20 protein-coding genes are annotated in these 25434 nt (G+C 70.1%); 11 read left to right on the top strand and 9 right to left on the bottom strand.

Annotated features, from left to right (window positions below):
- Window positions 1–334 precede the first annotated feature (334 nt).
- Window positions 335–2032 carry a methyl-accepting chemotaxis protein gene (locus AC0IY0_RS21305; protein ID WP_471765404.1) on the top strand — a complete coding sequence of 566 codons (1698 nt, stop codon included), beginning with the start codon at window positions 335–337 and terminating at the stop codon, window positions 2030–2032.
- A 145-nt stretch (window positions 2033–2177) separates the two neighbouring features.
- Here AC0IY0_RS21305 and AC0IY0_RS21310 read toward each other — a convergent pair whose 3' ends face one another.
- Window positions 2178–2399, bottom strand: a complete 222-nt coding sequence (locus AC0IY0_RS21310) for a hypothetical protein (protein ID WP_147939441.1) — start codon at window positions 2397–2399, stop codon at window positions 2178–2180.
- A 72-nt stretch (window positions 2400–2471) separates the two neighbouring features.
- Complete coding sequence (locus tag AC0IY0_RS21315) at window positions 2472–2693, bottom strand: DUF6894 family protein (protein WP_471765406.1); 222 nt, start codon at window positions 2691–2693, stop codon at window positions 2472–2474.
- A 320-nt stretch (window positions 2694–3013) separates the two neighbouring features.
- Here AC0IY0_RS21315 and AC0IY0_RS21320 point away from each other — a divergent pair, with 320 nt between their 5' ends.
- Window positions 3014–4372 carry a UDP-glucose dehydrogenase family protein gene (locus AC0IY0_RS21320; RefSeq protein WP_147939442.1) on the top strand — a complete coding sequence of 453 codons (1359 nt, stop codon included), beginning with the start codon at window positions 3014–3016 and terminating at the stop codon, window positions 4370–4372.
- Between the two features lie 104 nt (window positions 4373–4476).
- On the opposite strand, the gene AC0IY0_RS21325 is transcribed toward AC0IY0_RS21320, so the two are convergent.
- From AC0IY0_RS21325 to AC0IY0_RS21340, 4 genes are all read right to left on the bottom strand, one after another.
- Window positions 4477–5304, bottom strand: a complete 828-nt coding sequence (locus AC0IY0_RS21325) for a LuxR C-terminal-related transcriptional regulator (RefSeq protein WP_147906511.1) — start codon at window positions 5302–5304, stop codon at window positions 4477–4479.
- A gap of 957 nt (window positions 5305–6261) precedes the next feature.
- Window positions 6262–7440 (bottom strand): glycosyltransferase family protein, encoded by a 1179-nt coding sequence (locus AC0IY0_RS21330; RefSeq protein WP_471765409.1) that lies wholly within the window; start codon window positions 7438–7440, stop codon window positions 6262–6264.
- A gap of 59 nt (window positions 7441–7499) precedes the next feature.
- Window positions 7500–9908, bottom strand: a complete 2409-nt coding sequence (locus tag AC0IY0_RS21335; RefSeq protein ID WP_471765411.1) for a GumC family protein — start codon at window positions 9906–9908, stop codon at window positions 7500–7502.
- Between the two features lie 137 nt (window positions 9909–10045).
- Complete coding sequence (locus AC0IY0_RS21340) at window positions 10046–11356, bottom strand: polysaccharide biosynthesis/export family protein (protein WP_471765413.1); 1311 nt, start codon at window positions 11354–11356, stop codon at window positions 10046–10048.
- Window positions 11357–11706: 350 nt separating this feature from the next.
- On the opposite strand from AC0IY0_RS21340, the gene AC0IY0_RS21345 reads away from it, so the two are divergent.
- Genes AC0IY0_RS21345 through AC0IY0_RS21375 form a run of 7 tightly spaced genes read left to right on the top strand, consistent with a single transcriptional unit; the run spans window position 11707 to window position 18302 of the window.
- A complete protein-coding gene (locus AC0IY0_RS21345; protein WP_147939447.1) occupies window positions 11707–12237 on the top strand; it encodes an acyltransferase in 531 nt (176 codons plus the stop codon).
- Between the two features lie 14 nt (window positions 12238–12251).
- Entirely contained in the window at window positions 12252–13280 is a 1029-nt protein-coding gene (locus tag AC0IY0_RS21350; RefSeq protein WP_147906507.1) for a Gfo/Idh/MocA family protein, read from the top strand.
- Window positions 13277–14392: a DegT/DnrJ/EryC1/StrS family aminotransferase gene (locus AC0IY0_RS21355; RefSeq protein WP_147939448.1), complete on the top strand. Its 1116-nt coding sequence runs from the start codon at window positions 13277–13279 to the stop codon at window positions 14390–14392. The genes AC0IY0_RS21350 and AC0IY0_RS21355 overlap by 4 nt, the downstream gene beginning before the upstream one ends.
- A complete protein-coding gene (locus tag AC0IY0_RS21360; protein ID WP_147906505.1) occupies window positions 14376–15407 on the top strand; it encodes an SDR family NAD(P)-dependent oxidoreductase in 1032 nt (343 codons plus the stop codon). The genes AC0IY0_RS21355 and AC0IY0_RS21360 overlap by 17 nt, the downstream gene beginning before the upstream one ends.
- The gene (locus AC0IY0_RS21365; RefSeq protein ID WP_147906504.1) at window positions 15404–16540 is read left to right on the top strand and encodes a DegT/DnrJ/EryC1/StrS family aminotransferase; all 1137 of its coding nucleotides are present in this window, start codon (window positions 15404–15406) and stop codon (window positions 16538–16540) included. Before AC0IY0_RS21360 ends, AC0IY0_RS21365 begins: the two co-directional genes overlap by 4 nt.
- The gene (locus tag AC0IY0_RS21370) at window positions 16537–17337 is read left to right on the top strand and encodes a polysaccharide deacetylase family protein (RefSeq protein ID WP_471765416.1); all 801 of its coding nucleotides are present in this window, start codon (window positions 16537–16539) and stop codon (window positions 17335–17337) included. The genes AC0IY0_RS21365 and AC0IY0_RS21370 overlap by 4 nt, the downstream gene beginning before the upstream one ends.
- Window positions 17334–18302: a glycosyltransferase family 2 protein gene (locus AC0IY0_RS21375; protein ID WP_147939452.1), complete on the top strand. Its 969-nt coding sequence runs from the start codon at window positions 17334–17336 to the stop codon at window positions 18300–18302. The genes AC0IY0_RS21370 and AC0IY0_RS21375 overlap by 4 nt, the downstream gene beginning before the upstream one ends.
- 168 nt (window positions 18303–18470) lie before the next feature.
- On the opposite strand, the gene AC0IY0_RS21380 is transcribed toward AC0IY0_RS21375, so the two are convergent.
- The 3 genes from AC0IY0_RS21380 to AC0IY0_RS21390 are packed head-to-tail and all read right to left on the bottom strand — an operon-like array spanning window position 18471 to window position 22204.
- Complete coding sequence (locus AC0IY0_RS21380) at window positions 18471–20138, bottom strand: glycosyltransferase (protein WP_471765418.1); 1668 nt, start codon at window positions 20136–20138, stop codon at window positions 18471–18473.
- 15 nt (window positions 20139–20153) lie between these two features.
- Entirely contained in the window at window positions 20154–21386 is a 1233-nt protein-coding gene (locus tag AC0IY0_RS21385; RefSeq protein WP_147906500.1) for an ABC transporter ATP-binding protein, read from the bottom strand.
- A complete protein-coding gene (locus tag AC0IY0_RS21390) occupies window positions 21386–22204 on the bottom strand; it encodes an ABC transporter permease (RefSeq protein ID WP_246692058.1) in 819 nt (272 codons plus the stop codon). The genes AC0IY0_RS21385 and AC0IY0_RS21390 overlap by 1 nt, the downstream gene beginning before the upstream one ends.
- Window positions 22205–22637: 433 nt before the next feature.
- Between AC0IY0_RS21390 and AC0IY0_RS21395 the strand changes: the two genes are divergently transcribed.
- Both AC0IY0_RS21395 and gpmI read left to right on the top strand, forming a co-directional pair.
- A complete protein-coding gene (locus AC0IY0_RS21395) occupies window positions 22638–23717 on the top strand; it encodes a glycosyltransferase family 2 protein (RefSeq protein WP_147939454.1) in 1080 nt (359 codons plus the stop codon).
- A gap of 216 nt (window positions 23718–23933) precedes the next feature.
- On the top strand, window positions 23934–25433 hold the full coding sequence (gene gpmI, locus AC0IY0_RS21400; RefSeq protein ID WP_471765463.1) for a 2,3-bisphosphoglycerate-independent phosphoglycerate mutase: 1500 nt from the start codon (window positions 23934–23936) through the stop codon (window positions 25431–25433).
- The last annotated feature ends 1 nt before the right edge of the window (window position 25434 follow it).

Consider the following 25434-nt stretch of genomic DNA (forward strand, 5'->3'; position numbering starts at 1 on the left):
CGGATACTGTTCCTCGTGTGGCCGCTGGATGACGTCGGGCCCAAGTATGCGCGATGCGCAGACGCCTTGTGCGTGTGTGCCAAGTGGCTGGACCGTCATCATAAGATTTAACACCTCAATTTCTCAGCCAGCGCGAAATATGGTTCGATCACCCGCACTATTAGAAGTTATGATCCGAAACGATGGGCGTTATTGTGTAAAGTTATATGATTCAGATCTGCCGGTAAATTTTTTTACATATTGGTACGTAACAAATGATCATGTCAACCCACTTGATTAATTTCAGGGCACGTTTTTAAGGTCGGCGCAATGCCGGGTTAGAGAATCTTTCCATATGAAAATCTTCGAACGCTTAAGAATACTGCACAAGATGTTTGTGCCGATCTTAATCACGGCGCTCGTGAGCGTTGGAACGATCTATTATACGCTCAGTATGTTGGGGGATATCACCGAGCGTAACCACGTGTTGGTGGATTATTACGTCGCGCGGTTGGAGGCGTTCGCGCGGGTCCGGCAGAACGTGCAGACCGCCGGCCTCATGAACCGCGCGATCATCATCGGTCAGCCGCAGAACGAGATGTCCGACTTCGAGAAGGCGTATCGCGATGCGGTGAAGGGCACGGCGGACGATATCGCGACGCTCGCCGAGGGCGCGCTGAAGAAGGAGGTGCGGGACCTGCTGCTCGAGATCGGTACGATCACGCGCGAGTATTACGATGTCCTCGACAGATCCAACGCGCTCGCGCTGAAGAACGATCAGGCCGCCGCCACGCAGCTGGCCATGGGGACGAGCCAGCAGGTCGCGAAGCGGTTCGACCGGACCGCGCGGGTCTACGAGGGGCGGGTCGATGCCCGCCTCTCCGACGGGAAGAACGCCACCGAGGCCGCGGCCAAGCAGGCGCGGCTGGTCCTGATCGGCTCGACCGCGGCGGGGCTGCTCGCCGCCCTGGCCCTCTCGGGCGCCATCATCGTGTTCGGTGTGACCCGGCCCCTCGGCAGCCTCGTGGCCGTCCTGCAGCGGATGGCGAAAGGCGAGATCGACGCGGTCATCGCGGAGGCGCCCCGTGGCGACGAGATCGGTGCGGTCGGGCGCGCGGTCGAGCGCATCAAGGAGAGCGTCGCCCGCAGCGCGGCCGAGGAAGCCGAGCACAAGCTGGCCGCCGACGCCGCGGCCTCCGCGGCGCGCCGGCGCGCCCGGCTGGACCTGGCCCAGGGCTTCGAGCAGGCGGTCGCCGGCATCGTCGATCAGGTCGCGTCCTCGGCCACGGAGCTGCAAGTCACCGCCCGGGCGATGACGGACATCGCCCAGGAGGCCGGCACCCAATCCGGCGCGGTGGCGATGGCGGCCGAGGAAGCGGCCGCCAACGTCAACACGGTCGCGGCCGCCACCAAGGAACTCGGTGGTTCCATCCAGGAGATCGGCCGGCAGGTGCAGGGGTCCACCGATCTGGCCCAGCGGGCCGTCGGCGAGGCCGACCAGACCGCCGCCCTGGTTGCCGAGCTGAGTGCGGCGGCCACGCGGATCGGCGACGTGGTGCAGACGATCTCGGCGATCGCCAGCCAGACCAACCTGCTGGCGCTCAACGCCACGATCGAGGCTGCCCGCGCCGGCGAGGCGGGCCGTGGCTTCGCCGTCGTGGCCTCCGAGGTGAAGGAGCTGGCCGGCCAGACCGCCAAGGCGACCGAGGAGATCGCCAGCCAGATCGGCCGGATCCAGGGCGTCACCGGCGAGGCCGTCGGCGCGATCGGCACGATCACCAACCGGATCCGTGAGTTGAACGGGGTGGCGAGCTCGATCGCCGCCGCGGTCGAGCAGCAGGGCGCGGCGACCCAGGAGATCGTGCGCAACATCGCCCAGGCCACCGCCGGAACCCGGGAGGTGACCGGCAACATCGTCGGTGTCGCGGGTGCTTCCGAGCAGACCGGGGAAGCCGCCGGCAAGGTGCTCTCGGCCGCGACCGGCCTGTCACGCCAGTCCGAGCGTCTCACCGCCGAGGTCGACCGCTTGCTGGCCACCATGCGCGCGGCGTGACGGCTCCCGCCGGTTCGAGCGCCGGAGGCCGCCGACGCTGTCCCTCACCCATCGCCCGCCGGGACGCCCTTCCCCGCAGGGAGGGGCGTCCGGCCCGATCCGTCGTGCGGGAGAGCAGTCGTCCGGACGATCGGATCGCCCGGGTTCAGGCGGTACGCGCCAGGCCCATCCGGTCCTGCGCCACGCCCCGCATCGTCCGCAGCTTGAGCGCCGCGACCCGGTTGTGCCGCGCCATCGCGCGCAGGGTCTCGGCGGTCTCGGGATCGCCGCGCTCCGCCAGGGCCTGTGCGGCTTGCGCCAGGCCGGCGGCGGTGGCGTCGGCCAGCGCGGCGACGCGCGGATCGGGCGAGGACGTCGGTCTGGCCATGGTTGTCCCTGATCGAAGGCGTCTCGATCCTCCGAACGAAGGGTTAACAACCGGTAAAGGCCGCGCGTCCGGTCATTTGCGGATCGGAAAGCGCCCGACCAGCCATCCGGCCTCGTCCCGCACCAGCAGGGTCCAGGGCGGCCCCGGATGCCCGTCGGCGATCTCGTCGGCCATCTCGGCGATGACGCTGCGCGCTTCGAACAGGGCTTCCTCGAGGTCGGTGGCCTCGACGCCCGTCGGGTCGTGGAGCGTGATCTCGGCGTTGGCAAGCTCGAAGTAGAAGCGTGCGGCCAAACGGGCTCTCCCCCTGCGAAAATCCCCGAGAGAGTTCGTCCCTGCGATCGTCTCCGTCTAAACCCCATGAGATCCGGCCTAATAGAAGGGAAAAAGACTTAGCTTTTAGGCTGCCTGGTCTCTTGCATGGCCGGGGAACACCGCGGGAGCGGCCGGACCTAAGCCTAGCGAGGTATCCGGCCGGCCTTGGGGCCGGGCAGCCCCGCGACCGCGCCCGTACCCCGTCCCGCCGACCGGCCCTACGCCTAAGTCATGAGGTGCCGCCCCGCTCCCGCCGCCGTAGACCGGACTCACAGGGCGCGCGGTGCGACGAGGCGAGCATGAACATCACGATGGTCGGGTCGGGCTATGTCGGGCTGGTCTCCGGGGCGTGCCTGGCCGATTTCGGCCACAGCGTCGTGTGCGTCGACACCAACCGCGACCGGATCGATGCACTGAATGCCGGGCAGATCCCGATCTACGAGCCCGAGCTCGGTGCCCTCGTGGCGGAGAACGTCCGCCAGGGCCGGCTGTCCTTCGTCGCCGACCTGGAGCTCGCCGTCGCGGAGGCCGACGCGGTGTTCATCGCGGTGGGGACCCCCTCGCGACGCGGCGACGGCTTCGCCGACCTCTCTTTCGTGTACCAGGCGGCCCGCAGCATCGCCCGGGCGCTGACCCGCTTCACCGTGGTGGTGACGAAGTCGACGGTCCCGGTGGGCACCGGCGACGAGGTCGAGCGCATCATCCGCGAATTGCGGCCGGACGCCGACTTCGCCGTGGTGTCGAACCCGGAATTCCTGCGCGAGGGCGCGGCGATCTCCGACTTCAAGCGCCCGGACCGGATCGTCGTCGGCACCGAGGATCCCCGGGCCGAGGCCGTGATGCGCGAGGTCTACCGGCCGCTCTACCTCAACGAGGCGCCGATCCTGGTGACGTCGCGGCGCACCGCCGAGCTGACGAAATACGCCGCCAACGCGTTCCTGGCCGCCAAGATCACCTTCATCAACGAGATCGCCGACCTGTGCGAGCAGGTCGGCGCCGACGTGCAGCAGGTCGCCCGCGGCATGGGCCTCGACAACCGGATCGGCGGCAAGTTCCTGCATGCGGGGCCGGGCTACGGCGGCTCGTGCTTCCCCAAGGATACGCTGGCTCTGGTCAAGACCGCCCAGGATGCGGGGACGCCGCTGCGGCTGGTCGAGACCGTGGTCGCGGTCAACGACCAGAGGAAGCGCGGCATGGCCCGCAAGGTCATCAAGGCGTGCGGCGGGGTCCGCGGCAAGACGATCGCGGTGCTGGGGCTGACCTTCAAGCCGAACACCGACGACATGCGCGATGCGCCCGCCCTCGCGATCGTGGCCGGCCTGCAGGATGCCGGCGCCCATGTCCGCGCCTACGACCCGGAGGGCATGGAGCAGGCCCGGCCGCTCCTGCCGGGCGTGGACTTCGCGCAGGATGCCTACGCGTGCGCGGAGGGTGCGGACGCCCTGGTGATCGTCACCGAGTGGAACGCGTTCCGGGCGCTGGACCTGCCGCGGCTCCACGCCACGATGCGCATTCCGGTCCTGGTCGATCTGCGCAACGTCTACCGGCCCGAGGAGGCCCGGCTGCACGGGTTCGCCTATACCAGCGTCGGCCGCGCCGAGGAGCCTGCCGCGCCCCGGGTCGAGCCCGCGGCCCGGCCGCTGCTGGCCGTCGGCTGAGGCGGCCGCCCTGCGGGGCGGTCCGGCTCAAAACAGAGCGCCGTGCCCGATCGCGGATGGATCGGGCACGGCGCTCTGTCGGGGCCGGCGCGGCCGGGCGGCGTTCAGGCCGCCGGGGCCTTCACGGCGGCCAGGCTCGAATCCTCGCGCAGGAAGTACTTGTTGGTCAGGTACGCGACCTCGGTGCGGTTCTTCGCCTTCAGCTTCTTCATGATGTTGCGGACGTGAACCTTCACAGTGCTCTCGCACATGTTCAGCTCGTAGGCGATGATCTTGTTCGGCGTGCCCTTGCGCAGGGCCCGGGCGACGCAGAGCTGGCGCGGGGAGAAGATCTCGTCCTCGCCGGGCTCGACCGGCTCCTCGACCTTGATGCTGGCGAGAAGCGGGAACAGGCATTCCGCCGGGATGTAGACGCCGCCCGCCTGGACGAGCTGGAGCGCCTGCAGGGCGATGTCGACCGAGGTCGTCGTCGGAATGTAGCCCTTCACCCCGAGCTTGATGGTCCGCACGATCTGGTCGAGGTTTTCCCCGTCCGAGATGACCGCGACCGGGGGCGCGTCGACCTCGCCCTGCAGCAGGGCCAGCTCCCGGGTGACCTCGGCCCACTCGGTCTCCGACAGGTTGCCGTCCGGCCGGCACAGCACGACCACGTTGGCGGCCGCGAACGGGGTCTGGCGCTTCCACGACTCGATGTCCGGGAACACCTCGAACACGGTGTCCTTGTCGGCCTCCCGGAGGGATGCGGCCAGGCACCGACCGACGAGTTGCCGGCGATCGATGATCACGATGCGGTTCGTGCGGGCCAGGGTCGGGTCCCGCCGCTCGATGACGTCCGAACCGTCACCGCCCTGCGCTCCCGGAAAGCCGCTGCGGCTCCTGGGACTATCCCGCTCGACGATGACGCGCTCGTCTCGAGTACCAAGACTGGCCATAGGAAATTACCTCCTTTCGCAGGAAGCCCGTTGTCAGGCGAGGGCGTGGAAACCCACGAACTCGCCGTCGACATGACACTAGCGGATGGCGGTCTGTTCGGCGCCTTATTGAAAGGCTCTCGATGACCGTGGATATAATGCTAACTTTCGTAAAATCGGCTGTAAATACCCTATCTGCTCCGGGTTGATTAAATTTCTACGCATATCAAAACAGTCACAAACTACGTACGTAGCTACTGGTGCAGTGACCGCCGATCCGGATCGTAGATCTCGTCCTGCATCCGTGCGATCTTCTGGTGTCTGGTCTGGTTCATTGCGGTCGATCGACCGTATCCAGGCGGTCGATCGCAAGTTTTTAGCAACCAAAGAATTGAAATGTCGCGGCGGCTATTTCCGCCTCGGCGGCCTGCCGGTTCGGGGATCGGATTCCGTCACCGGATGCGGCCTTGGCCAAATTGTTTAGCCTATTCGACTGATGTCTAATTGCCCCGCCTATCTCGCACTCCAGCGCGGTGGCGAATCCAGTTTTCGCCGCTGAAACTGAGTTGCTGGACTGATTTTGTAGATATGATGACGGTTTGGAGGCTCGAACCGCCGGTCCGATGGCGAATCACCCCCGAATCAGGGCTTTCGGTGGCCGGCACGCCGCATTCTGAGCCGATCGATTCGCCCCCGCGCGGGGGCGCCCGTCGGAACTACGTAACCGGCGCCCCCCGATCCGGGCGTGCCCGTCCGCTGCGGGCCCCACAGGCTCGAGGCAGTCTCGCTTCCAGAGCGCGACAGGCCCCATTTCCTGCAACGGGCGAGGATCCGCGCTTCCTCGTGCGGCCGTCGCGCACCACCGGATGTGTGAGTCCGTCAGCGCCCGGTCGCGGGGCGGAGACGATGCGCCCGAATCCGGCCCCAGCCCGCGTCCGGCGGCGCGGCGTAAATCGCCGCGCCGCGCGAGAAAACCAATCAGGCGACCCGGGCCAGCAGGTCGCGCATGCCGTGGACGTCGACGAAGTCCGTGATCGCCCGGGTAGCGAGCCCGCCGTGCATCGCCGCGTAGGTCGCCCCGTCGAGGCCGCGCAGGAACGCGATGACGGCGTCCTCGAGCGGTTCCGGGAAGGCCCACCCGAGCTGCTCGGCCACCGCGTAGCGGCCCGTGGCGGTCTCGGCGCGCGCGAGCGTCAGCGCCCCGCACAGGCCGCCCTCGTAGAGCCGGTTCGGCAGCAGCCAGTCCGAGTTGAGGCCGTCATCCAGGTAATCGACCGCCCAGCTGAAGTGGACGCCGCCGTAGATGTCGGGCAGCTCCTCCGGATTGGCGTAGGGGCCGCGGAACGACATGTTCGGATGCCGGCGCAGCGTCTCCGCGAAGGCCTGCGGGTCGATATCCTCCTCGGAGAGCCGGCCGGCGATCACGACCCGCACCGCGTCGCCCAGCGCCTGCGCCACCGCCGCCAGGATGGTCAGGCTCCGGCGGCAGCGCAGCGTGCCGAACCAGCCGATGACCCAGGGCGGCCCGGCGCTGCGGTCGCGGTCGATCCGGTGCGCCACCTCGGCGAGGCGGTGCGCCATGACCTTGTTCTCGAGGAGGTGCCAGGGGCCCGAAAAACCCTGGACCGGCCCGAAGTAGCGGCCCACGAAGTCCGGCGCGCTAACGACCAGCAGCGCGCTGCGGCCCAGGATCCAGCGCTCCACCGCCCGGGCGACCCGTCCGACCCGGTCCGGCCGCACCATCAGGCGCTGGATGTCGAGCACCTCGTAGACCAGAGGCGCCCGGCTGCCCGCGAGCCGGGTCGAGGCCCAGGCCACCAGCGCCATGTCGAGGTTGCGCACGTAGACCACGTCCGCGGCGCGCAGGTCCCGCCACCGTGCCAGCGCCCGGACGATCCCGAGCGCCAGCATCGGGAGCCGCCGTCCGTACTGCCGATCCACGGTCTGCCCGAGCGGCACGACGTCGCCGGCGGTCCCGGGATCGGCGAGGCCGACCCGCGCCCGCACGAACATGTACTCGACCACCGACCAGCCGGTCTCCCGGATGGCGCCGACCCGCTTCCGGATCGTCGGCTCGATCCGGTCGTGGCCGAAGAAGGCGACACGGCCCACCGGCCCGGCGCCGGGCAACGCGGCATCCGGCGCAATCGGCGTCATGGCGCGCGGCCCATTCAACCTTCCTTGCGACCGCGAACCCGACGCCGCGCGAAACGCCGTCACACGGAGGCTCCTGCATCCGTCGCCTCGGCGCCCGGGCGGCGGCGCCAGGACCGGGCGACCCGGGGCTGGGCGGACGGCCGCATCGCCGCGGCGCGGCGGACCAGGGCGTCCACCAGGGTGCCGCGCCGGACCGCCGGCGTGGCGTTCGTCTTGTTGAGCACGACGCCCAGGACGGTGCAGCCGCTCGATTCCAGGTCCTGGACGGCCGCGATCACGTCGTCGATGTTGGTCTTGCCCGCCTCGGCCACGAGGATCACCCCGTCCAGCATATCGAGGAGCGGCCGCAGGGTCGGCAGATCGTCGGCTGGGGGCAGGTCCACCACGATGCGGTCGAGGTTGGTGCGCTCGTCGCGGACCAGGCTGGCGATCGCCTCCGGGGTCATCAGGTCGCTGAAATGCGGGTCGCCCGGGTGGAGGCTGCCGCAGGCGAGCAGGCGGACGTCCCCGGGCTGGGGCCGGACGGCCTCCTCGGCGCAGCAGCGGCCGGCGAGGACGTCGAGGAGCCCGCGCTGGTCCGAGGCCTGGCTGAGCCGCGACAGGGTCGCCTGCCGCACGTCGGCGTCGATCAGCAGGATCCGGCTCGAGGAGGCTGCGCGCGACCGGGCCAGCAACTGGCTGAAGTTGCTCGCGAAGGTGGTCTTGCCGGTGCCGGCCCCGACCGAGGTCACCCCGATGGCGAAGACCGGGCCGCGGCGGTCGTTGCCGATCAGGTGCGACTTCAGGCTGTGCAGCCGCTCCACGAAGATCGATTGCGGCATGTACCGCACCGCGCCGGCCTTGAACGCCTCGACGCTGGCCGGCCGCAGGGCCTCGTCGGCGTGGCTCTGCGCCAGCGCCAGGGCGGCCCGGTAGCCCGGCTCGCGCCGCAGCTCGGGGAGGGCGGCCAGGCAGGACAGGCCCTGGCCGGTGATCTGCCCGGGCGACCGCAGGGTCCGGTCGAACCAGTGCCGCGCGAAGGCGCCGCTGACGCCGAGGCCGGCCCCGACCAGCATGCCGAGCATCACGATCAGGCCGCCGCGCGGCGCGCTCGGGCGCTCGGGGACGCTCGCCGGGGTGATCACGTGCGCGGAGGGCTGCGGGTAGGATTGCTGGTTGACCGCGTCGATGTAGCGGCTGAGCAGGTTCGTGTAGATCTGGTCGTAGGTCTCGGCCGCCCGGTCGAGCTCCTTCGCCTTCACCCGCGCCTCGCTGGTCACGAGCGTCTTCGAGATCAGCGCGTCGAAGGACGCCGACATGCTGTCCTCGCGGGCCTTGGCGACCTCGTAGTCCCGGTCCAGGGAGGCGGCAAGGCGCTCCAGCTCGGCCCGCAGGGATTGCTTGGCCGCCAGCACGTCCTTCTGGATCGCCGTGACCGCGTCGTGGTCGGGGCCGAGGCGGCGCTTCAGGTCGTCGGCGCGCTGCACAAGGTCGACGTACTGCTTGCGCAGCTGGATGATCACCGTGTCCTTGAAGGCCTCGGTGATGCCGGGATCGGCGATATCGGAGGCCAGCAGTGCGCGGATCTGGTCGCGGGTCGAGCGGGCGTCCACAGTCCTGGATCGGGCGGAGGCGACCGCGGTGTTGAGTTCCTCCAGCTGCTGCTCGCCCACCAGGCCGCGCTTGCCGAGATCGATGATGGCGTGCTCGGCCTTGTAGGTCTGGGCCTCGCGGGAGGCCGCGCTGGCGCGCTGCTGCATCTCCTTCAGCCGCGGCAGGATCCACTCGCCGGCGACCTTCCAGATCTGCGACCGGTTCTCCAACTGCGTGGCCACGTAGGCGTCCGCCACCGCGTTGGCGACGGCGGCCGCGGTCGTGGGGTTGTCGAGGCTGTAGCCGACCTCGATGACGTAGGCCGCGCCGATGCGGGCGGCTTCCAGGTTCTCCCGCACGGTCGCGGCCTGGCGCTCGTCCGGGCCCACCGCGACGCCCGGCTTGGGAGCGGGGGAGAGGCCGATCAGGCCGGCGACGAACAGCTTGACCGCGCCGATGCCCTCCCGGACCTTCGCCACCAGCGGGTGCGGCGGCACCGACAGGTCCTGCGTCGGCGCCAGGCCGAGCCGGTGCACCGCGGCCAGGGCGATCTTCTCGGAGCGGATGTACTCGACCTGGCTCTCGACCTCGGGGATCTCCAGGGGGGTCGCGGCGCCGGGCGTGTCGCGGGCCGTGACCGGGCTCGACCGGCTCTCGATGTAGACCCGCGCCCTGGCGGTGTAGATCGACGGCGCGGTGGCGACGTAGATGATCGCGGCGATCAGCCCGACGCCGCTAAGCGCCAGGATCGACCGCCAGTTCCGCCGCATGATCGTCAGGATCGCGACCTGGGAATCGGGATCGGGCGTCCGCGGCGCGTCCCGCCACGGCCTGCCGGCGCCGGTGCCCACGGGGTCGGCCCGCAGGAAGGCCGCGCTGGTCGAGTGTCTGTTCATGGCGTGTCCCTCACCGGGGCGGGGTTTGCGCATCGTCTCGGATCCCGGATCCTGAACGACGGGCTAAGCGTTTGTTCTGGAATATTTTTTCCCGAAGGCCGGCGGTCGCCGTCCGGCGCGATGGGCATCCGGTGGCGTCAGTTCTGGCCGGCGCCGTCGCCGATCCCCCGCATGGCGGGGTCCGGCTTGAGCACCACCTCCACGACGTCGCCCGGCTGGAGCTCCATGTCCTCGGCGGCGTCGACCGCGCTCGGGGTGGTGCTGTTGGGGCGGAAGACGGCGATCGACGCCCGGGCGCGGCTGCCGGACAGGAGCTGGCTGCGCAGCGCGCCGGTATAGACCAGCTTGTCGTTGATGCTGTTCAGGCGCGAGCGGAGCGCGGTCAGGTTGTCTTCCGAAACCTGCAGCTTCTCCATGGCATCCATGGCCTGCTGGTCGTCGACCCGTTCGAGCTTGCGGGTCAGCTCGCCCTTGTCGCGCTCCAGCTGCGCCACCTGGACGGTGGTCTGGAGCGCCCGGGTCGAGGACAGCAGTACCGCCCGCCGGGCATCCGTCAGCCGCGTCGTCACGACGGCGCCGCGCTGGAACAGCGCCCGCACCGCGTCGTAATCGTCCGCGTCGGCGGTGACGCCTTCCTTCTCCTTGGCCTGCTGCTCGGTCAGGCTGACCAGCTGGTTCTGGGAGCGGGTGAGGGAGCGCTGCAGGTACTCCTTCTCCTTGGCGATGTCGGACATCTGCACGCGCAGCTGCTGCTCGGCGAGCTTCTGCGCGACGCTCGCCCGGACCGGCGGGACGTTCGGGTCCGCCCCGGCCGGCGCCGCCTTGTCGGCCCTTGCCGCCGCGATGACCGCCTTGAGCCGCCAGACGTTGGCGCTCTCCCGGGCGATGCTCGCCCAGACGCTGTCGTACTCGGCGCGCAGGTTGGCGCTCTCGACGACCGGGTTCTCCATCCGGAAGCGCAGGAGGTTGTAGCCGCCCGCCAGCGCCACCGCCTGCCGGACGGTCATGCCGGGATGGAACGGGTGCTCGCCCTGCTTGGTCACGTCGCCGCTCAGGTAGACCGGCTGGTACTTCGCGATCCGCACCCCGATCTCGTCGGGCTCGATCACGGCGATCGATTCCTTGCCCTCCGCGTTGCGCTGCCGCACCGCCTTGGCCGGCAGCGCCTTCTGCAGGGTCTTGCGGAACTCCGACACCGTCAGCCCGACCGCCGGCACCTCGCCGAGCAGCGGCACCATGACGGTGCCGTCGATCCCGACCGTGGCCTCCTGCTTGAACCCGGGAATGCTGAGCGCCGTCACCTCGAGGGAATCGCCCGCCGCGATCCGGTATTCGGCGAAGGCCGGTTGCGCGGCCAGCGTCAGCAGGATCGCCGCGCCCGTTGCGAAGACACTTCGCAGCGACGCCCCCCTGCGGACGGCTCTGGGTCTGTGATTCGACGCGCGCACTGTCGTCGAACCGGTATCCGCTTCGGCGGCAAGCGCACTGGCCGCGAAGACTTTGGGGCAGGCCGGATGGGACCAGGTGTTCAACGCGTCGTCCCTTCATGCTCGGGCACAGCTCAGCCGGCATGATGCGCAGCGGCGCAGTTCGCCGGGACTCGTCCAAAAGGAGGCCGGCGTTCCGCTCCGGCGCGGCGCCTTGCGCCTTTCGAGGTAGGCCCCCGGGGGCCGCGCCGCCCCGGGGAAGGACGGTGCACCTTTCGGGGGAGGGACGGGTATCGAAAGCCTGGGTTCCCGATCGTCCGCAGGTCCGCGCAGTTTTGCCGCACAGAAGTTCGGCAGAAGGAGTTGCGGGGATGCCGATTACCGATGCGGATATTGAGCGAGACGTGGGTATCTTCTACCCGGATCTCGTTAATATTTACGGATGTGCAATAAAGACCGGGTCGCGCATCGGGCCCTTCGTCGAGATCCAGCGCAACAGCACCATCGGCCCCCGCTGCAAGATCTCCTCGCACACCTTCATCTGCGAAGGCGTGTCGATCGGCGCGGAAGTCTTCGTCGGGCACGGCGTGGTCTTCACCAACGAGCGCTATCCGGAGGCCACGAACGCGGACGGCAGCCTGAAGCGCGACGGCGACTGGGAGCTCGTCGAGACCCTGGTCGGGGATCGCGCCTCGATCGGCTCCAACGCCACCATCGTGGCCGGCATCACCATCGGGGAGGGCGCCCTCGTCGGCGCAGGCGCGGTCGTGACCCGCGACGTCCCACCCTACGCCATCGTCGCCGGATGCCCCGCCCGGGTCATCGGCGACACGCGCCAGAAGCGCGCGCGGTCCCAACGGCCGTCCCGGCCGGCGGCGGCCGAGCCTCTGCAGATCGCTTGAGGGGACACACGCACATGATCGCCATCGGAATCGTCGGCTACGGCTACTGGGGGCCGAACCTGGCCCGCTGCACGTCGGAGACCGAGCAGTGCCGGCTCGCGGCCATCGCCGACCAGTCGGCCGCGGCGCTCGCCCGGGCGGGCAAGCGGTATCCCGCCGCTCAGCTTCACCAGGATTGGCGCGACCTCGTCGCGGATCCCGAGATCGACGCCGTCATGGTGGCGACCCCGGTGAGCTCGCATTTCGAGATCGCCATCAACGCGCTCCGGGCCGGCAAGCACGTCTTCATCGAGAAGCCGATCACGTCCTCGGCCTTCGAGGCGCGGCTGCTGATCGAGGAGGCGGCCAAGCGCAACCTGACCCTCATGGTCGACCACACCTTCGTCTACACGGGCGCGGTCGAGAAGATCAACGACCTGATCAAGGACGGCGCGCTCGGCGAGGTCTTCTACTACGACTCGACCCGGGTGAACCTCGGCCTGTTCCAGCGCGACGTGAACGTGATCTGGGATCTCGCGGTCCATGATCTCGCGATCCTCGACCATGTCCTGGACCTCGCCCCGGTGGCGATCTCGGCGAGCGGCACCGGCCATTTCAGCGGCCGCCCCGAGAACATGGCCCACCTGACGATCTTCTACCCGCGCGGCGTCGTCGCGCAGATCAACGTCAACTGGCTGGCCCCCGTGAAGGTCCGGCAGACGCTGATCGGCGGCAGCAAGAAGATGATCGTCTACAACGACCTGGACCCGATCGAGAAGGTCAAGGTCTACGACCGCGGCGTCACCGTCGGCGACGGCTCCGGGGACATCACCGAGCTGATGGTCTCCTACCGGACCGGGGACATGTGGTCGCCGCACCTCTCCTTCCGCGAGGCGCTCGTCGTCGAGATCGAGCACTTCGTCGACTGCATCGAGACCGGCAAGGCGCCGAAGACCGACGGCCACAGCGGCTTGCGCGTGGTCGAACTCCTCGAGGCCGCGATGCGCTCCCTGCGCCAGAACGGCCACCCGATCGACCTCATGCCACTTGCGAGGGCCTCGTGATCCCGTTTCTCGACCTCAAGGCGCAATACGCGGCCATCGGCGGCGACGTCGAGACCGCCGTCCTCAACGTCCTGCGCAGCGGCGACTTCGTCCTCGGACCGGCGGTCACCGCGTTCGAGGCGGCCTTCGCCGAGGCCTGCGGCGCCAAGCACGCGGTCGCCGTCAGCAGCGGCACCGCGGCGCTCCATCTCGCGCTGCTGGCCCTGGATATCGGCCCGGGCGACGAGGTGATCACGGTCTCGGCCACCTTCGTGGCCACCGTCGCGGCGGTGCTCTACGCCGGCGCGACGCCGGTCCTCGTCGACATCGACCCGGTGACCTGGACCATGGATCCGGCCCTGGTCGAGGCGGCGATCACGCCCCGCACCAAGGCGATCCTGCCGGTGCACCTCCACGGCCGCATGGCCGATCTGGACGCACTCGGGGCCATCGCCCGGCGCCACGGCCTCGCCCTGGTGGAGGACGCCGCGCAGGCGCATCTCGCGGAGCGCGGCGGCCGGAAGGCCGGCACGATCGGGGATATCGGCTGCTTCAGCTTCTATCCCGGCAAGAACCTGGGCGCGTACGGCGAGGGCGGTGCCATCGTCACCGACCGGGACGACCTCGCCGAGGCGGCGCGGTGCCTGCGCGATTGGGGCCAGCAGGGCAAGTACAACCACGTCCGGCACGGCTTCAACCTGCGCATGGACGGGGTCCAGGGCGCGGTCCTGGGCACCAAGCTCCCCTACCTGGAGGGCTGGACCCGGGCCCGGCAGGCGGTGGCGGCCGAGTACGGCGCGCGGCTCGCAGGCCTCGGGCTCGACCTGCCGGGCGCGGCCGGACGCGACCACGCCTTCCACGTCTACGCGGTCAGCACCCCCGACCGCGAGGGCCTGCGCCAGCACCTGGCCGAGGCCGGCGTCGCCACCGGGATCCACTACCCCGTCCCGGTCCACAGGCAGCCCGCCTACCGCCACCTCGACGACGGGACCGGCCGCCTGCCGGTCACCGAGCGCCTGGCCGCCCGGACCCTGTCCCTGCCGATGTTCCCGGAACTGACGTCCAGCCAGATCGACAGCGTCTGCCGGGCCGTCTCGAGCTACTGCGAGGTCGCCGATGCAAAAGCTGCGTGATGTCAGCAAGGGACGCCGCTTCGCCGGCGACCTGCGCGGGACCCGGATCCTCGTCACCGGCGGATCCGGCTTCATCGGATCCCACATCATCGACCTGCTGGTCGAGGCCGGCTGCGACGAGATCGTGGCCGTCGACAACATGGTCCGCGGGCGGCCCGAGAACCTGAAGGACGCCCTCGGCTCGGGCCGTGTCCGGCTGGTGCAGGGCGACATCCGCGACCGGGCCCTGATGGACGGCCTGGTCAAGGGCACCGACGTGGTGTTCCACCAGGCGGCCCTCCGGATCACCCAATGCGCCGCCGAGCCGCGTCAGGCCTTCGAGGTGATGGCGACCGCGACCTTCGACCTGCTGGAGCGCTGCGTCGAGGCCGGCGTCGCCAAGGTGGTGATGGCCTCGTCCGCGTCGGTCTACGGCATGGCCGAGAGCTTCCCGACCACGGAGAAGCACCACCCATACGACAACCGCACCCTCTACGGGGCGGCCAAGTCGTTCGGCGAGGGCCTGCTGCGCTCGTTCAACGACATGTACGGCCTGGACTACGTCGCCCTGCGCTACTTCAACGCCTACGGGCCGCGCATGGACCTGACCGGCCGCTACACCGAGGTGATGGTGCGCTGGATGCAGCGCCTGGCCGAGGGTCAGTCCCCCATCGTGTTCGGTGACGGCCTGCAGACCATGGACCTCGTCCATGTCCGCGACATCGCCCGGGCCAACATCCTGTCGGCGACCGCACCGGCCACCGACGTGGTGCTGAATGTCGGCACCGGCGTGGAGACCTCCCTGGTCGATCTCGCCGGCCATCTCACCCGGATCATGGGCCGGGACGGCACCCCGCTCATCCATGAGGCCGAGCGCGCCGTGAACCCGGTGCCCCGGCGCCTGTGCGACACCAGCCTCGCCCGGGATCTGATCGGCTTCGAGGCCGAGATCGGGGCGGCCGAGGGCCTCGCCGACCTGGTGTCCTGGTGGAGCGACGAGGCCGGTTCGGATCACCTGAGGCGGGCGCTGGCATGATCCCGATCGCGAAACCCGATGTCGGCGAGCCGGAAGCGGAGGCCGCCGCCGCCGTCGTCCGGTCCGGCTGGCTGACCCAGGGGCCGCAGGTCGCGGCCTTCGAGGCGGAGTTCGCCGCGATCGTCGGCGCGCCCCATGCCTGCGCGGTCTCGAACTGCACCACCGCGCTGCATCTCGCGCTCCTCGCCGCCGGGGTCGGACCCGGCGACGAGGTGGTGACGGTGAGCCACAGCTTCATCGCCACCGCCAACGCCATCGCCCAGTGCGGGGCGACGCCGATCTTCGTCGACATCGACCCGGCGACCTTCAACATGGCCCCGGAGGCCGCCGCCGCGGCGGTGACCGAGCGGACCAGGGCGATCGTCTGCGTCCACCAGATGGGCATGCCCTGCGACCTTGAGGCCATCGTGGCGCTCGGGCGCCGGTCCGGCATCCCGGTGATCGAGGACGCGGCCTGCGCGATCGGCTCCGAGCGGCTCCAGGGCGACGTCTGGCGGCCGATCGGCGGACCCGCAGGCGACGTCGCCTGCTTCTCGTTCCACCCGCGCAAGGTCCTGACCACCGGCGACGGCGGCATGATCACGACGGCCAATCCCGAATGGGACCGCAAGTTCAGGCTGTGGCGCCAGCACGGGATGAGCGTGTCCGACGTGGCGCGCCACGGCAGCGCCCGGGTGGTGGCCGAGGAATACACGGTCGCGGGCTTCAACTACCGGATGACGGACGTGCAGGCGGCCATCGGCCGTGCGCAGCTCACCCGGCTGCCCGGCCTGATCGCCCGTCGGCGCGCCCTCGCGGATGGTTACCGGGCGCGGCTCGCGGACCTGCCGGAGGTGACGCCGCCGCCCGAGCCGATGGGCTCGCGCAGCAACTGGCAGAGCTTCTGCATCCGCCTGCCGGAGACGGCCGACCAGGGCGCCGTGATGCAGGCGATGCTCGATCAGGGCATCGCCACCCGCCGGGGCATCATGTGCGCCCACCTGGAGCCGCCCTACGCCGAGGCGCCCCGGCGCTTCGCCCTGGCGGAATCGGAGCGGGCGCGCGACCATGCGATCCTGCTGCCGCTCTACGCCGGCATGGACGACGCGATGCAGGACCAGGTCGTCGCCGGCCTGCGCGACGCCCTGCGATGATCCCCGGACCGGTCAAGAGCCTCGCCCGCACCGTGGGGCTCACCCGTCCGCGGTTCGCGGCCGCCCGGATGGCCTACGAACGCACCACCCTGGCGGTCGCCGGGACGCGCCGTGAGCGGCCGGGCGGGCGCATCCTCTGCTACCATTCGATCGGGCAGCCCGAATGCGGCGTCAACGACGTCACACCCGAGCGCTTCCGGCACCAGATCGAGCTGGCCCTGCGCCTCGGCTACCGCTTCGTGCCGGCCGCCGCCATCGCCGAGGGAAGCGGCGAACCCTGTGACCTCGCGATCACCTTCGACGACGGCTGGCGCAGCGTGCTCGACGCCGCGGAGCCGATCCTGCGGGATCACGGGATTCCGTGGACGCTGTTCGTCGTCTCCGGCTGGCTCGACCGGCCGGGGACCGGCCCGCGCGGGATCCTGGGCTGGCACGAGGTCGAGGCCCTGGCCTCGGCCGGCGCCGAGATCGGCAGCCATTCCATCACCCATCCGAATTTCGGGGGCCTCAGCGCCGAGCGGGCGGCCGAGGAGCTCGACGGCTCGCGCCGGGCGATCGCAGCCCGGCTCGGCATCCGGCCCGACAGCTTCGCGATCCCGCTGGGGCAGTCGGCGAACTGGACACCGGCTGCCGCCCGCGCCGCCCAGCAGGCCGGCTACCGGATCGTCTACGCGCAGGCCGTGGAGACGCGGCCGCTCGGGACCATCGGGCGCAGCTTCGTCACGCATTTCGACAACGACCTGGTCTTCGGGGCCCTCCTGAACGGCGTCTACGACGCCTGGGAAGAATGGACATGATGCAGCCCGCGCCCCGCGCCACGGTTTCCGTGGTGGTCCCCACCTGCAACCGGCCCGCCCTGCTGCGCGAGGCCCTGGCGAGCATCCGCGCCCTGGAGGCGCCCGATCTCGCCTTCGAGATCATCGTGGGCGACAACGGTCAGGCGGGTCCGGCCGCCGAGGTCGCCGCCGCGTTCGGCGCCATCCACGTGCCGGTCGCGCGTGCCGGAGCGGGGGCCGCCCGCAACGCGGCGCTGCTGCGGGCGAGCGCGCCCTTCGTGGCGTTCCTCGACGACGACGATGTCTGGCTGCCGGGCCACATCCGCCCCCATCTCCGACGGCTCGAAGCGGAGCCCGGTCTCGGCATCGTCTTCGGGCAGGTGATCACCACCTCCCCGGAACTGGAGCCGGTCTACGGTCCCTGGCCGGCGGAGCTCCCGGCCGACGGGGCCGCGCTGCTGCGCCGGATGTTGAGCGGCTACTTCCCGCAGGTCGGCGCGACCGTGGTGCGCCGGAGCCTGGTCGACAGCGTCGGCCTGTTCGACGAGGCGCTGCTCGGCGACCAGGATTGGGATTGGCAGATCCGGGCGGTGCGCCGGCACGGGGCCGCCTTCGTGGCCGTGCCCGGTGTCCACTTCCGGCAACGGCCGGCCGGGACCTTCGACAGCCTGATCGCCCGCCGGATCCGCTTCACGCGGCTGGTCTTCCGGCGGCACGCGCCGGCCCTCGGCGTTTCGCGCCTTCAGGCCCTGCGCCTCTATTTCGCGACCGTGCAGGGGTATTACGACGCCTTCCTGGACGGCGCCCAGGCCCATGCGGCCCGGGGCGACCGGCGCGCCGCCGCCGGCGCGCTGCTCTCCGCCTTCCGGCTGATGCCGCACCGGGCGGTCAAGGACGCGATCCGGCCGACCCATCTGCGCGCGGCCCTGGTGGCCGTCGCCCAGGCAAGCCGCCCCCTCGCGGCGGCCGGGCCGGGGACGCGCTGACGGATCGGGCTTGCCCGTCGCAGGGACGTCCAGGCATCCAACCCGTGATTCCGGGCGCCGCTGCGGGTTCCTGACGTGCCGAGGGCATTGGAACGGAGAAGAAAACAGGCCCGGGAAACCGCAGGGTTTCCCGGGCCTGTTTTTGCGTGATCCGATGGATACGCCTTCTCAACCGGCCCGCAGAAGCCCCGGCCGGTCCTTCACGTTGCGCACCAGCCATTCCGGCAGCAGCAGGCGCACCCGCTCCCAGGGGCTGGAGAAGTCGCCGGCGCGGCGCAGGGCCGCCCAGGAGGCGACGCGTTGCCGGAGCGGCAGCATGCCGATGTAGTTCTTGGTCATGCCGGAGATCGGGAAGTCCGAGCCGAACATGTCCTGATGGCGCAGGTCCGGTTCGCCCAGATGAGGCGCCTCGACCGTCACCGGCCCGGCACCCGGCGCGAGCCGGGGCAGCGCCTGGGCCTGCGCGTAGACCGCGTCGAGCCCGGCGGCCCAGCTCGCCGGCGCGTAGAGGCGCGCGATGGCGGCGCTGATCTCGGCCCCCGTGGTCCGGCGGTCCTCCGCGTCGGTGATCAGCGCGGTGAGGTGAGCCTCGTATTCCGCTTGGTCGCGGGCGACCCGGGCCGTGGCGTCGAGCCCGGGATGGTTGATCGCGACGATCTCGGCCGCCGCGGGCGCCTCGAACCGCGTCACCAGCGGCAGCCCGTAGGCGGCGGCTTCGAGCATCGAGGTCGACGAGACGAACGGGTAGGAATCGACGTAGATGTCCGCCGCCTCGAAGAAGGCCCGCGGATCCGACTGCTCGGCATAGGCCACGATCCGCCCGTCCGTCGCGGCCTGCGCCCGGGCCCAGTCCGCGCGCTCGCCCGCGCCGACCACGATCAGGCGAGCCTTCGGATGCGCAGCCAGCAGATCGACGTGCCGGTCGGCGTAGGTGACGTCGCCGACGTTGCGGTACTTCGCGCCGCGCGCCACGGAGACCAGCAGGACCTCGTCGTCCGGGATCCCGAGGGCGCGCTTGGCGGCCGTACGGCTGCGCTGGCGCTCGGGCAGCGTGATCAGGGTCGGGAGCAGGAAGCTCCGGGCCGGATCGACGCCGCGCCGCGTGATCGCGAGCCGGCGGGCGGCCTCGCGCAGGTTGATCACCGCGTGGCTGATCCGGGTCCCGATCCAGAACAGGTGATCCGCGTGGTTCAGGAGCAGGACCGGCGGGTGCTTGCCCGGATCCGCGAAGGCGATCAGCGGGACCACGTCCTCGCAATGGATGTGGAGGACGACGACATCGTAATCCCGCGCGACGCGGCGCAGCTCCCGCGCCCAGGCGAGCTTGCCGCCCTGGCGGTGGTTCAGGTGGTGGATCGCGCCGCCGCTGGCGCGGACCGCCTCGGCGATCCGCCCATCGACCGGGCCGCGATGCTGGGTCAGGGCGAGGCCGTTGGTCCGGTGGGCGTCGGCGCCGATCCACAACGCCAGCATCTTGGTGAGGCCGCCCACCGGGGCGAGCTGCGTGCAGACGTGGAGGACGCGCCGGAACGGGGCCGGCTCCGGGGCCGTGCGAGGGCCGGCCTCCGGCTCGAGCCGCCGGCCGATCTCGGCGGTCAGACGCTCCAGGCGCGGGCTCGCGAAGACGCCGCAATGGCGATGGGCCGCCATCGTCGCCGCAATGGCGGCTTCGACGGCGGCGCCTTCGAGGTCGCCCGCAGCCGCCCGGCGCTCGGCCTCCCGCACCCGGGCATCGAAGGCCGAGAAATTCGCCTGGATCCGCCCGGCGCGCCGGGCGGTCTCGTCGTCGATGTCTCGGCGTCCGTCATGGCGGAGCTCTGACGCAACTATGGCCATCGTGCCCTCCGGGCTTCAGCGATGCGGTGCGGGATCCGCCGTCCAGGTGCCGGGAGTGTGGAAGACACCGAACACGTCGGGGGCGAAGACCGGGTGCTCCACGTGGAAGCGGGCGCCGATCCGCGCGGCGAGCAGGCGCTCGAAGCCCCGCTGCCGGACCACCACGGAGACCTTGTAGGTGTCCGCGGTGAGGGTCAGCGGCGGCGTCAGCAGCTCGATCGTACCGTCGCCCGACAGGGTCTGCAGCTTGGCGCGATCCGTCATCGTGCTGAAGTTGCAGCAGAGCAGCTCGTCCGATCGCGTGATCGAGAACAGCACATGCGGGTCGGTGATCGGCTCCGAGGCGGTGTAGCGCGCCGTGATCCGCATCCGCTCGCCGTGCCGGAACAGCGTCTTCGGAGCGCCCGATTCGTCGGCGACCGTGACGTCCTGGATCTCCACCGGGTGGTGGCCGCCCTCGGGCCGGAACCAGGGTGCGTCGGCCAGGTAGCTGTCGCGCTCGTAGTGGTGCAGCCCCTCGTCGGTGGGGCCGTCGAAGGCGACGCGGCCGTTCTTGATGTAGATCACCCGCTCGCACATGGTCTTCACGCTGAACATGTTGTGCGAGACGAGCAGGATCGTCGAGCCCTTGCTCTGGAGGCGGCGGGCGAAGTCGATGCACTTCTTCTGGAAGGTGTAGTCGCCGACCGCCAGGACCTCGTCGAGGAGCAGGATGTCGGGCTCGAGATGGGCGGCGACCGAGAAGGCCAGCCGGACATACATGCCGCTGGAATAGCGCTTCACCGGCATGTCGATGAAGTCGCCGATCTCCGAGAACTCGACGATCGCGTCGAACTTCTCGGCGATCTCATGGCGGTGCATGCCCAGGATCGAGCCGTAGAGGAAGATGTTCTCGCGGCCGGTGAGCTCCCGGTGGAAGCCCGTGCCGACTTCGAGCAGGGCGCCGACCCGGCCGACCAGCCGGATGCTGCCGGTGGTCGGGGCGGCGATCCGCGAGATCAGCTTGAGCAGGGTGCTCTTGCCCGCCCCGTTCATCCCGATGATGCCGACGTTCTCGCCGTGCTTGATGCCGAAGCTGACATCCTTCAGCGCCCAGAACCCCTCCTTGGTCGGGCGTGCCTCGGACCGGCGCGTCAGCAGGCCCCGCGCGCCGTCGATGAGCGCCTCGCGCAGGGAGTTGTCGTGCGTGGCCCGCGGGGCACGCCAGTATTGCTTGCCGATATCCTGTACGCTGATCGCCATCGACATCAGATTATATCCGCGAAAGAGCGCTCCATGCGCTGGAAGAAGATCAGTCCGGTGAACAGCAGCAGCGACGACACCGTGACCGAGACCGCGAGGGCGAACAGGTCGGGCGTGGTTCCGCCGAGGATCGCGAACCGGAACGCCTCGATCAGCCCGACCATCGGGTTGAGCGCGTAGAGCCAGCGCACCGAGTCGGGGACGATGCTCGCCGCGTAGACGATCGGCGAGGCGTACATCCAGATCTGGATGAGGAACGGCAGCGTGTGCTTGACGTCCCGGAAGCGGACGTTGACCGGCCCGAGCCACAGGCTCACCCCGAGCGCCAGCATCGCGGTGACCGCGAGCGTCGGCACCGCGAGGACGATGTGCCAGCTCGGCATCACCCCGTAGCAAAGCATCAGCACCAGCATCACCGCGAGGGCGATAGCGAAGTCCACCATCGGCGACACCACGGTGGCGAGCGGGATCACCAGGCGCGGGAAGTAGATCTTGCGGATGAGCTCCGCCTCGGTGACGAGGCCGGTGGCGCTCCGGCGTACCGACTCGGCGAAGTAGGTCCACAGGATGATCGCGCTGCCGGCGAACAGCGCATAGGGCGCCCCGTCGGTGGGGATCTTGGCGAAATGGCCGAAGATGACGGTGAAGATCGCCACCGTGAAAAGCGGCTGCGCGATCGCCCAGCAGGCGCCCAGGGCGGTCTGGCGATAGAGCACCTTCAGGTCGCGCAGGATCAGGACCCACAGCAACCCGCGATACTGCCAGACCCCCGCGGCATCGAAGGCGACGAGTTGATTGTCGGGAAGGATTTCGGTGACCGGCATCGCGGTCGGTTCCGATCTGGGCCCGCCAAGGCCATGTTTCGGCGCATCGAGCGCAAGCGCGTCCAAAGAGTCCATCATTCGAAGCGATCCCGCACGACGATCGGTGCTTGCTGGATCCGTTCGCGGCATCAGCTGCCGGATCGGCGATCCCACTGAGCCGGGCTATCACCGCGGTCATCCGGCACGAATTACATCTTTCGTCGTACCGAGCCTCCCGACTGAAGAGGTGGTTGTCGTTGACCACCGTATTGATTGCTTATGAGGACAGAAGAGACCCCGGGCGCGGGACGTCGTCTCTGTCGATGCCGGCTCGGCCGGCCCGGACACGCGTGCCGGGCGAACGAGCCGTCCTCACCGAGGCGCTGGGCTTCCTCCGGAACGGGGCCACCGCGGGGCCGGCGCAAGATCGGGCTCGGGTCTCAGGAGAACCGCCATGAAGGACGCTTCGGTCGACGGCCCGGACGGCGCGGGCATCCCGTTGGTGACGATCGCCATGCCGGCCCTGAACGAGGCCCAGCACATCGCCGAGGCGATCCGCTCGGTGATGCCGGCCCCAGGGTCGCTCGCGTGTGAATTGCTGGTGATGGACGGCGGCAGCAGCGACGCGACCTGCGCCATCGTCCAGGCGCTCAGCGACAAGGATCCGCGAATCCAGCTGATCCACAATGCCCGCCGCATCCAGGCCTCGGCGCTCAACCTCGCGGCCCGCCTCGCACATCCGGGCTCGACCTATCTCGTGCGCGCCGATTGCCACGCGGCCTATCCCGAGAACTGGGTGCAGGACCTGATGCGGACGATTCGCCAGTGGGACGCCGTCTCGGTGGTCGTGCCCCTGCGGACCATCGGGGTGACGCCGCTGCAGCGTGCCATCGCGGCCGCCCAGAACAGCCGGCTCGGCAACGGCGGCTCGGCGCACCGCCTGGGCGGGATCTCGGGCTACGTCGCCCACGGCCACCACGCCATCTTCGACCGGCGCGAGTTCCTGCGGGTCGGCGGATACGACGAGAGTTTCTCGCACAACGAGGACGCCGAACTCGACCGCCGGCTCTGCGCGGCCGGCGGCAAGATCTATCTCGCGGCCGACCTCGTCGTGACCTACTACCCCCGCGCGACCCTGTTCAGCCTGACCCGGCAATATTTCCTGTACGGCCGTGGCTGCGCCCGAACCCTGGAGAAGCACGCCAGCCTGCCGCGGATGCGCCAGATGCTGCCGCCCCTGGTCCTGCTCTACGGCGTTGCCGCCCTGGCCCTCGTCACGGTTGCCCCGATGCTGCTGATCCTGCTGGCGGTCTATGCGGGGGGCTGCGGCCTCAGCGGCCTCGCGCTGGCCCTGAAGGCGCGGGAGCCGGGCCTGGTCATGAGCGGCCCGGCGGCGATCGCGATGCACCTGGCCTGGGCCGCCGGCTTCCTGTCGCATCGTGGTTATCGCCGGACCCTGTTGCGGACCGCCTTGCGCCGGAAGCCGCCCCTGCTCGGCGTCGCACCCGGATCGGATCCGGCGAGCGTCAACTGACCGGGATTCTGCGAACGGGCCCCGCGAATCCCGTGTCAGATACCGGTCGCCGTTCCCCTTCCGTCGCCAATTCCTACCCTGGGCTGTAGTCTCGCGCGGCCAAGCCGATTATCGACACGCGCATCTCTCCGGACCTCGAGGGTCCGGAGTACCCGCGCCGTGCCGTGCAGGCCTTGGAGTGTTGTGACCGTGCCCGACAGGACCCCGCGCCCCGTGATGCTCGTGATCCTCGACGGCTGGGGACTCCGGGACGCGGTCGCCGACAATGCCGTCCACCAGGCCCGCACGCCCGTCTTCGACGGCCTGATGCGCGAGGGTCCCCGGGCGCGACTGCAGACCTTCGGGGCCGATGTCGGCCTGCCCGAGGGGCAGATGGGCAATTCCGAGGTCGGGCACCTGAACATCGGCGCGGGCCGGGTGGTCATGCAGGACCTGCCACGCATCGATACCGCCGTCGCGGACGGCTCGCTCGCCAGCAACCCGGCCCTGACCCGGTTCATCGACGCGCTGCGGGCGAGCGGCGGGACCTGCCACCTCGTCGGCCTGCTGTCGCCCGGGGGCGTCCACGCGCACCAGGACCACGCGGTGGCGCTGGCGCGGGTGCTGGTCGATGCCGGCGTGCTGGTCCGCCTCCACGCCTTCACGGACGGGCGCGATATGCCGCCGCGCTCCGCGGCCGGCTGCCTGGAGGCCGTCGAGGCCGCGCTCCCCGACGGCGCCCGCATCGCCACCTTGTGCGGCCGCTACTACGCGATGGACCGCGACCGGCGCTGGGAGCGGGTCTCGATCGCCTACGACGCGATGACCGCGGCGCGCGGCGCCCGGTTCGCGAGCGCCCTGGAGGCGATCGCCGCCTCCTATGTGCTCGACCTGTCGGACGAGTTCCTGCGGCCGGCCATCATCGGCGACTATGCCGGCATGCAGGACGGCGACGGCGTGCTGAGCTTCAATTTCCGCGCCGACCGGACCCGGCAGATCCTCGAGGCCCTGCTCGATCCGGCCTTCGCGGGCTTCGCGCGGACCCGGACGGTCCGGTTCGCCGCAGCCCTCGGCATCGTCCAGTACAGCGTCGAGATCGACGCCTTCGCCGACACGCTGTTCGGCCCCCTCGACCTGCCGAACGGCCTCGGCGAGACCGTAGCCCGGGCCGGGCGCACCCAGCTGCGCATGGCCGAGACCGAAAAGTATCCGCACGTCACCTATTTCATGAACGGCGGCCGCGAGGCGCCGTTCGAGGGCCAGGACGCGATCCTGGTGCCGTCCCCGAAGGTGGCGACCTACGACCTGCAGCCGGAGATGTCGGCCGCGGAATTGACCGACCGCGCCGTGGAGGCGATCGGCTCCGGCCGCTACGACATGATCCTGCTGAACTTCGCCAATCCCGACATGGTCGGCCATACCGGCAGCCTCGCCGCCGCCGTGAAGGCGGTGGAGACGGTGGATGCCTGCCTCGGCCGGGTGGTCGACGCGATCAGGTCCAGCGGGGGCGCGCTGCTCGTCACCGCCGATCACGGCAATTGCGAGATGATGCGCGATCCGGAGACCGGCGAGCCGCACACCGCCCACACCCTCAACCCGGTGCCGGCGATGCTGGTCGGCGTCGATGGCGTGACGCTCGCCGACGGCCGCCTGGCCGACGTCGCGCCGACCCTCCTCGACCTGATGGGCCTCGAACAGCCCGCCGAGATGACCGGGCGGTCGCTGATCCGCCGCTGAG

This window comes from Methylobacterium sp. AC315 (genome assembly GCF_979253755.1).

What these genes read in the sequence shown, in the direction of transcription:
- AC0IY0_RS21375 (WP_147939452.1), top strand. Translation starts at nt 17,334, where the DNA reads ATGATGCAGCCCGCGCCCCGCGCCACGGTTTCCGTGGTGGTCCCCACC.
- AC0IY0_RS21330 (WP_471765409.1), bottom strand. Translation starts at nt 7,440, where the DNA reads ATGACGCCGATTGCGCCGGATGCCGCGTTGCCCGGCGCCGGGCCGGTG.
- AC0IY0_RS21385 (WP_147906500.1), bottom strand. Translation starts at nt 21,386, where the DNA reads ATGTCGATGGCGATCAGCGTACAGGATATCGGCAAGCAATACTGGCGT.
- AC0IY0_RS21305 (WP_471765404.1), top strand. Translation starts at nt 335, where the DNA reads ATGAAAATCTTCGAACGCTTAAGAATACTGCACAAGATGTTTGTGCCG.
- AC0IY0_RS21365 (WP_147906504.1), top strand. Translation starts at nt 15,404, where the DNA reads ATGATCCCGATCGCGAAACCCGATGTCGGCGAGCCGGAAGCGGAGGCC.
- AC0IY0_RS21390 (WP_246692058.1), bottom strand. Translation starts at nt 22,204, where the DNA reads ATGCCGGTCACCGAAATCCTTCCCGACAATCAACTCGTCGCCTTCGAT.
- AC0IY0_RS21310 (WP_147939441.1), bottom strand. Translation starts at nt 2,399, where the DNA reads ATGGCCAGACCGACGTCCTCGCCCGATCCGCGCGTCGCCGCGCTGGCC.
- AC0IY0_RS21350 (WP_147906507.1), top strand. Translation starts at nt 12,252, where the DNA reads ATGATCGCCATCGGAATCGTCGGCTACGGCTACTGGGGGCCGAACCTG.
- AC0IY0_RS21380 (WP_471765418.1), bottom strand. Translation starts at nt 20,138, where the DNA reads ATGGCCATAGTTGCGTCAGAGCTCCGCCATGACGGACGCCGAGACATC.
- AC0IY0_RS21370 (WP_471765416.1), top strand. Translation starts at nt 16,537, where the DNA reads ATGATCCCCGGACCGGTCAAGAGCCTCGCCCGCACCGTGGGGCTCACC.
- AC0IY0_RS21325 (WP_147906511.1), bottom strand. Translation starts at nt 5,304, where the DNA reads ATGGCCAGTCTTGGTACTCGAGACGAGCGCGTCATCGTCGAGCGGGAT.
- AC0IY0_RS21345 (WP_147939447.1), top strand. Translation starts at nt 11,707, where the DNA reads ATGCCGATTACCGATGCGGATATTGAGCGAGACGTGGGTATCTTCTAC.
- AC0IY0_RS21320 (WP_147939442.1), top strand. Translation starts at nt 3,014, where the DNA reads ATGAACATCACGATGGTCGGGTCGGGCTATGTCGGGCTGGTCTCCGGG.
- AC0IY0_RS21395 (WP_147939454.1), top strand. Translation starts at nt 22,638, where the DNA reads ATGAAGGACGCTTCGGTCGACGGCCCGGACGGCGCGGGCATCCCGTTG.
- AC0IY0_RS21335 (WP_471765411.1), bottom strand. Translation starts at nt 9,908, where the DNA reads ATGAACAGACACTCGACCAGCGCGGCCTTCCTGCGGGCCGACCCCGTG.
- gpmI (WP_471765463.1), top strand. Translation starts at nt 23,934, where the DNA reads ATGCTCGTGATCCTCGACGGCTGGGGACTCCGGGACGCGGTCGCCGAC.
- AC0IY0_RS21360 (WP_147906505.1), top strand. Translation starts at nt 14,376, where the DNA reads ATGCAAAAGCTGCGTGATGTCAGCAAGGGACGCCGCTTCGCCGGCGAC.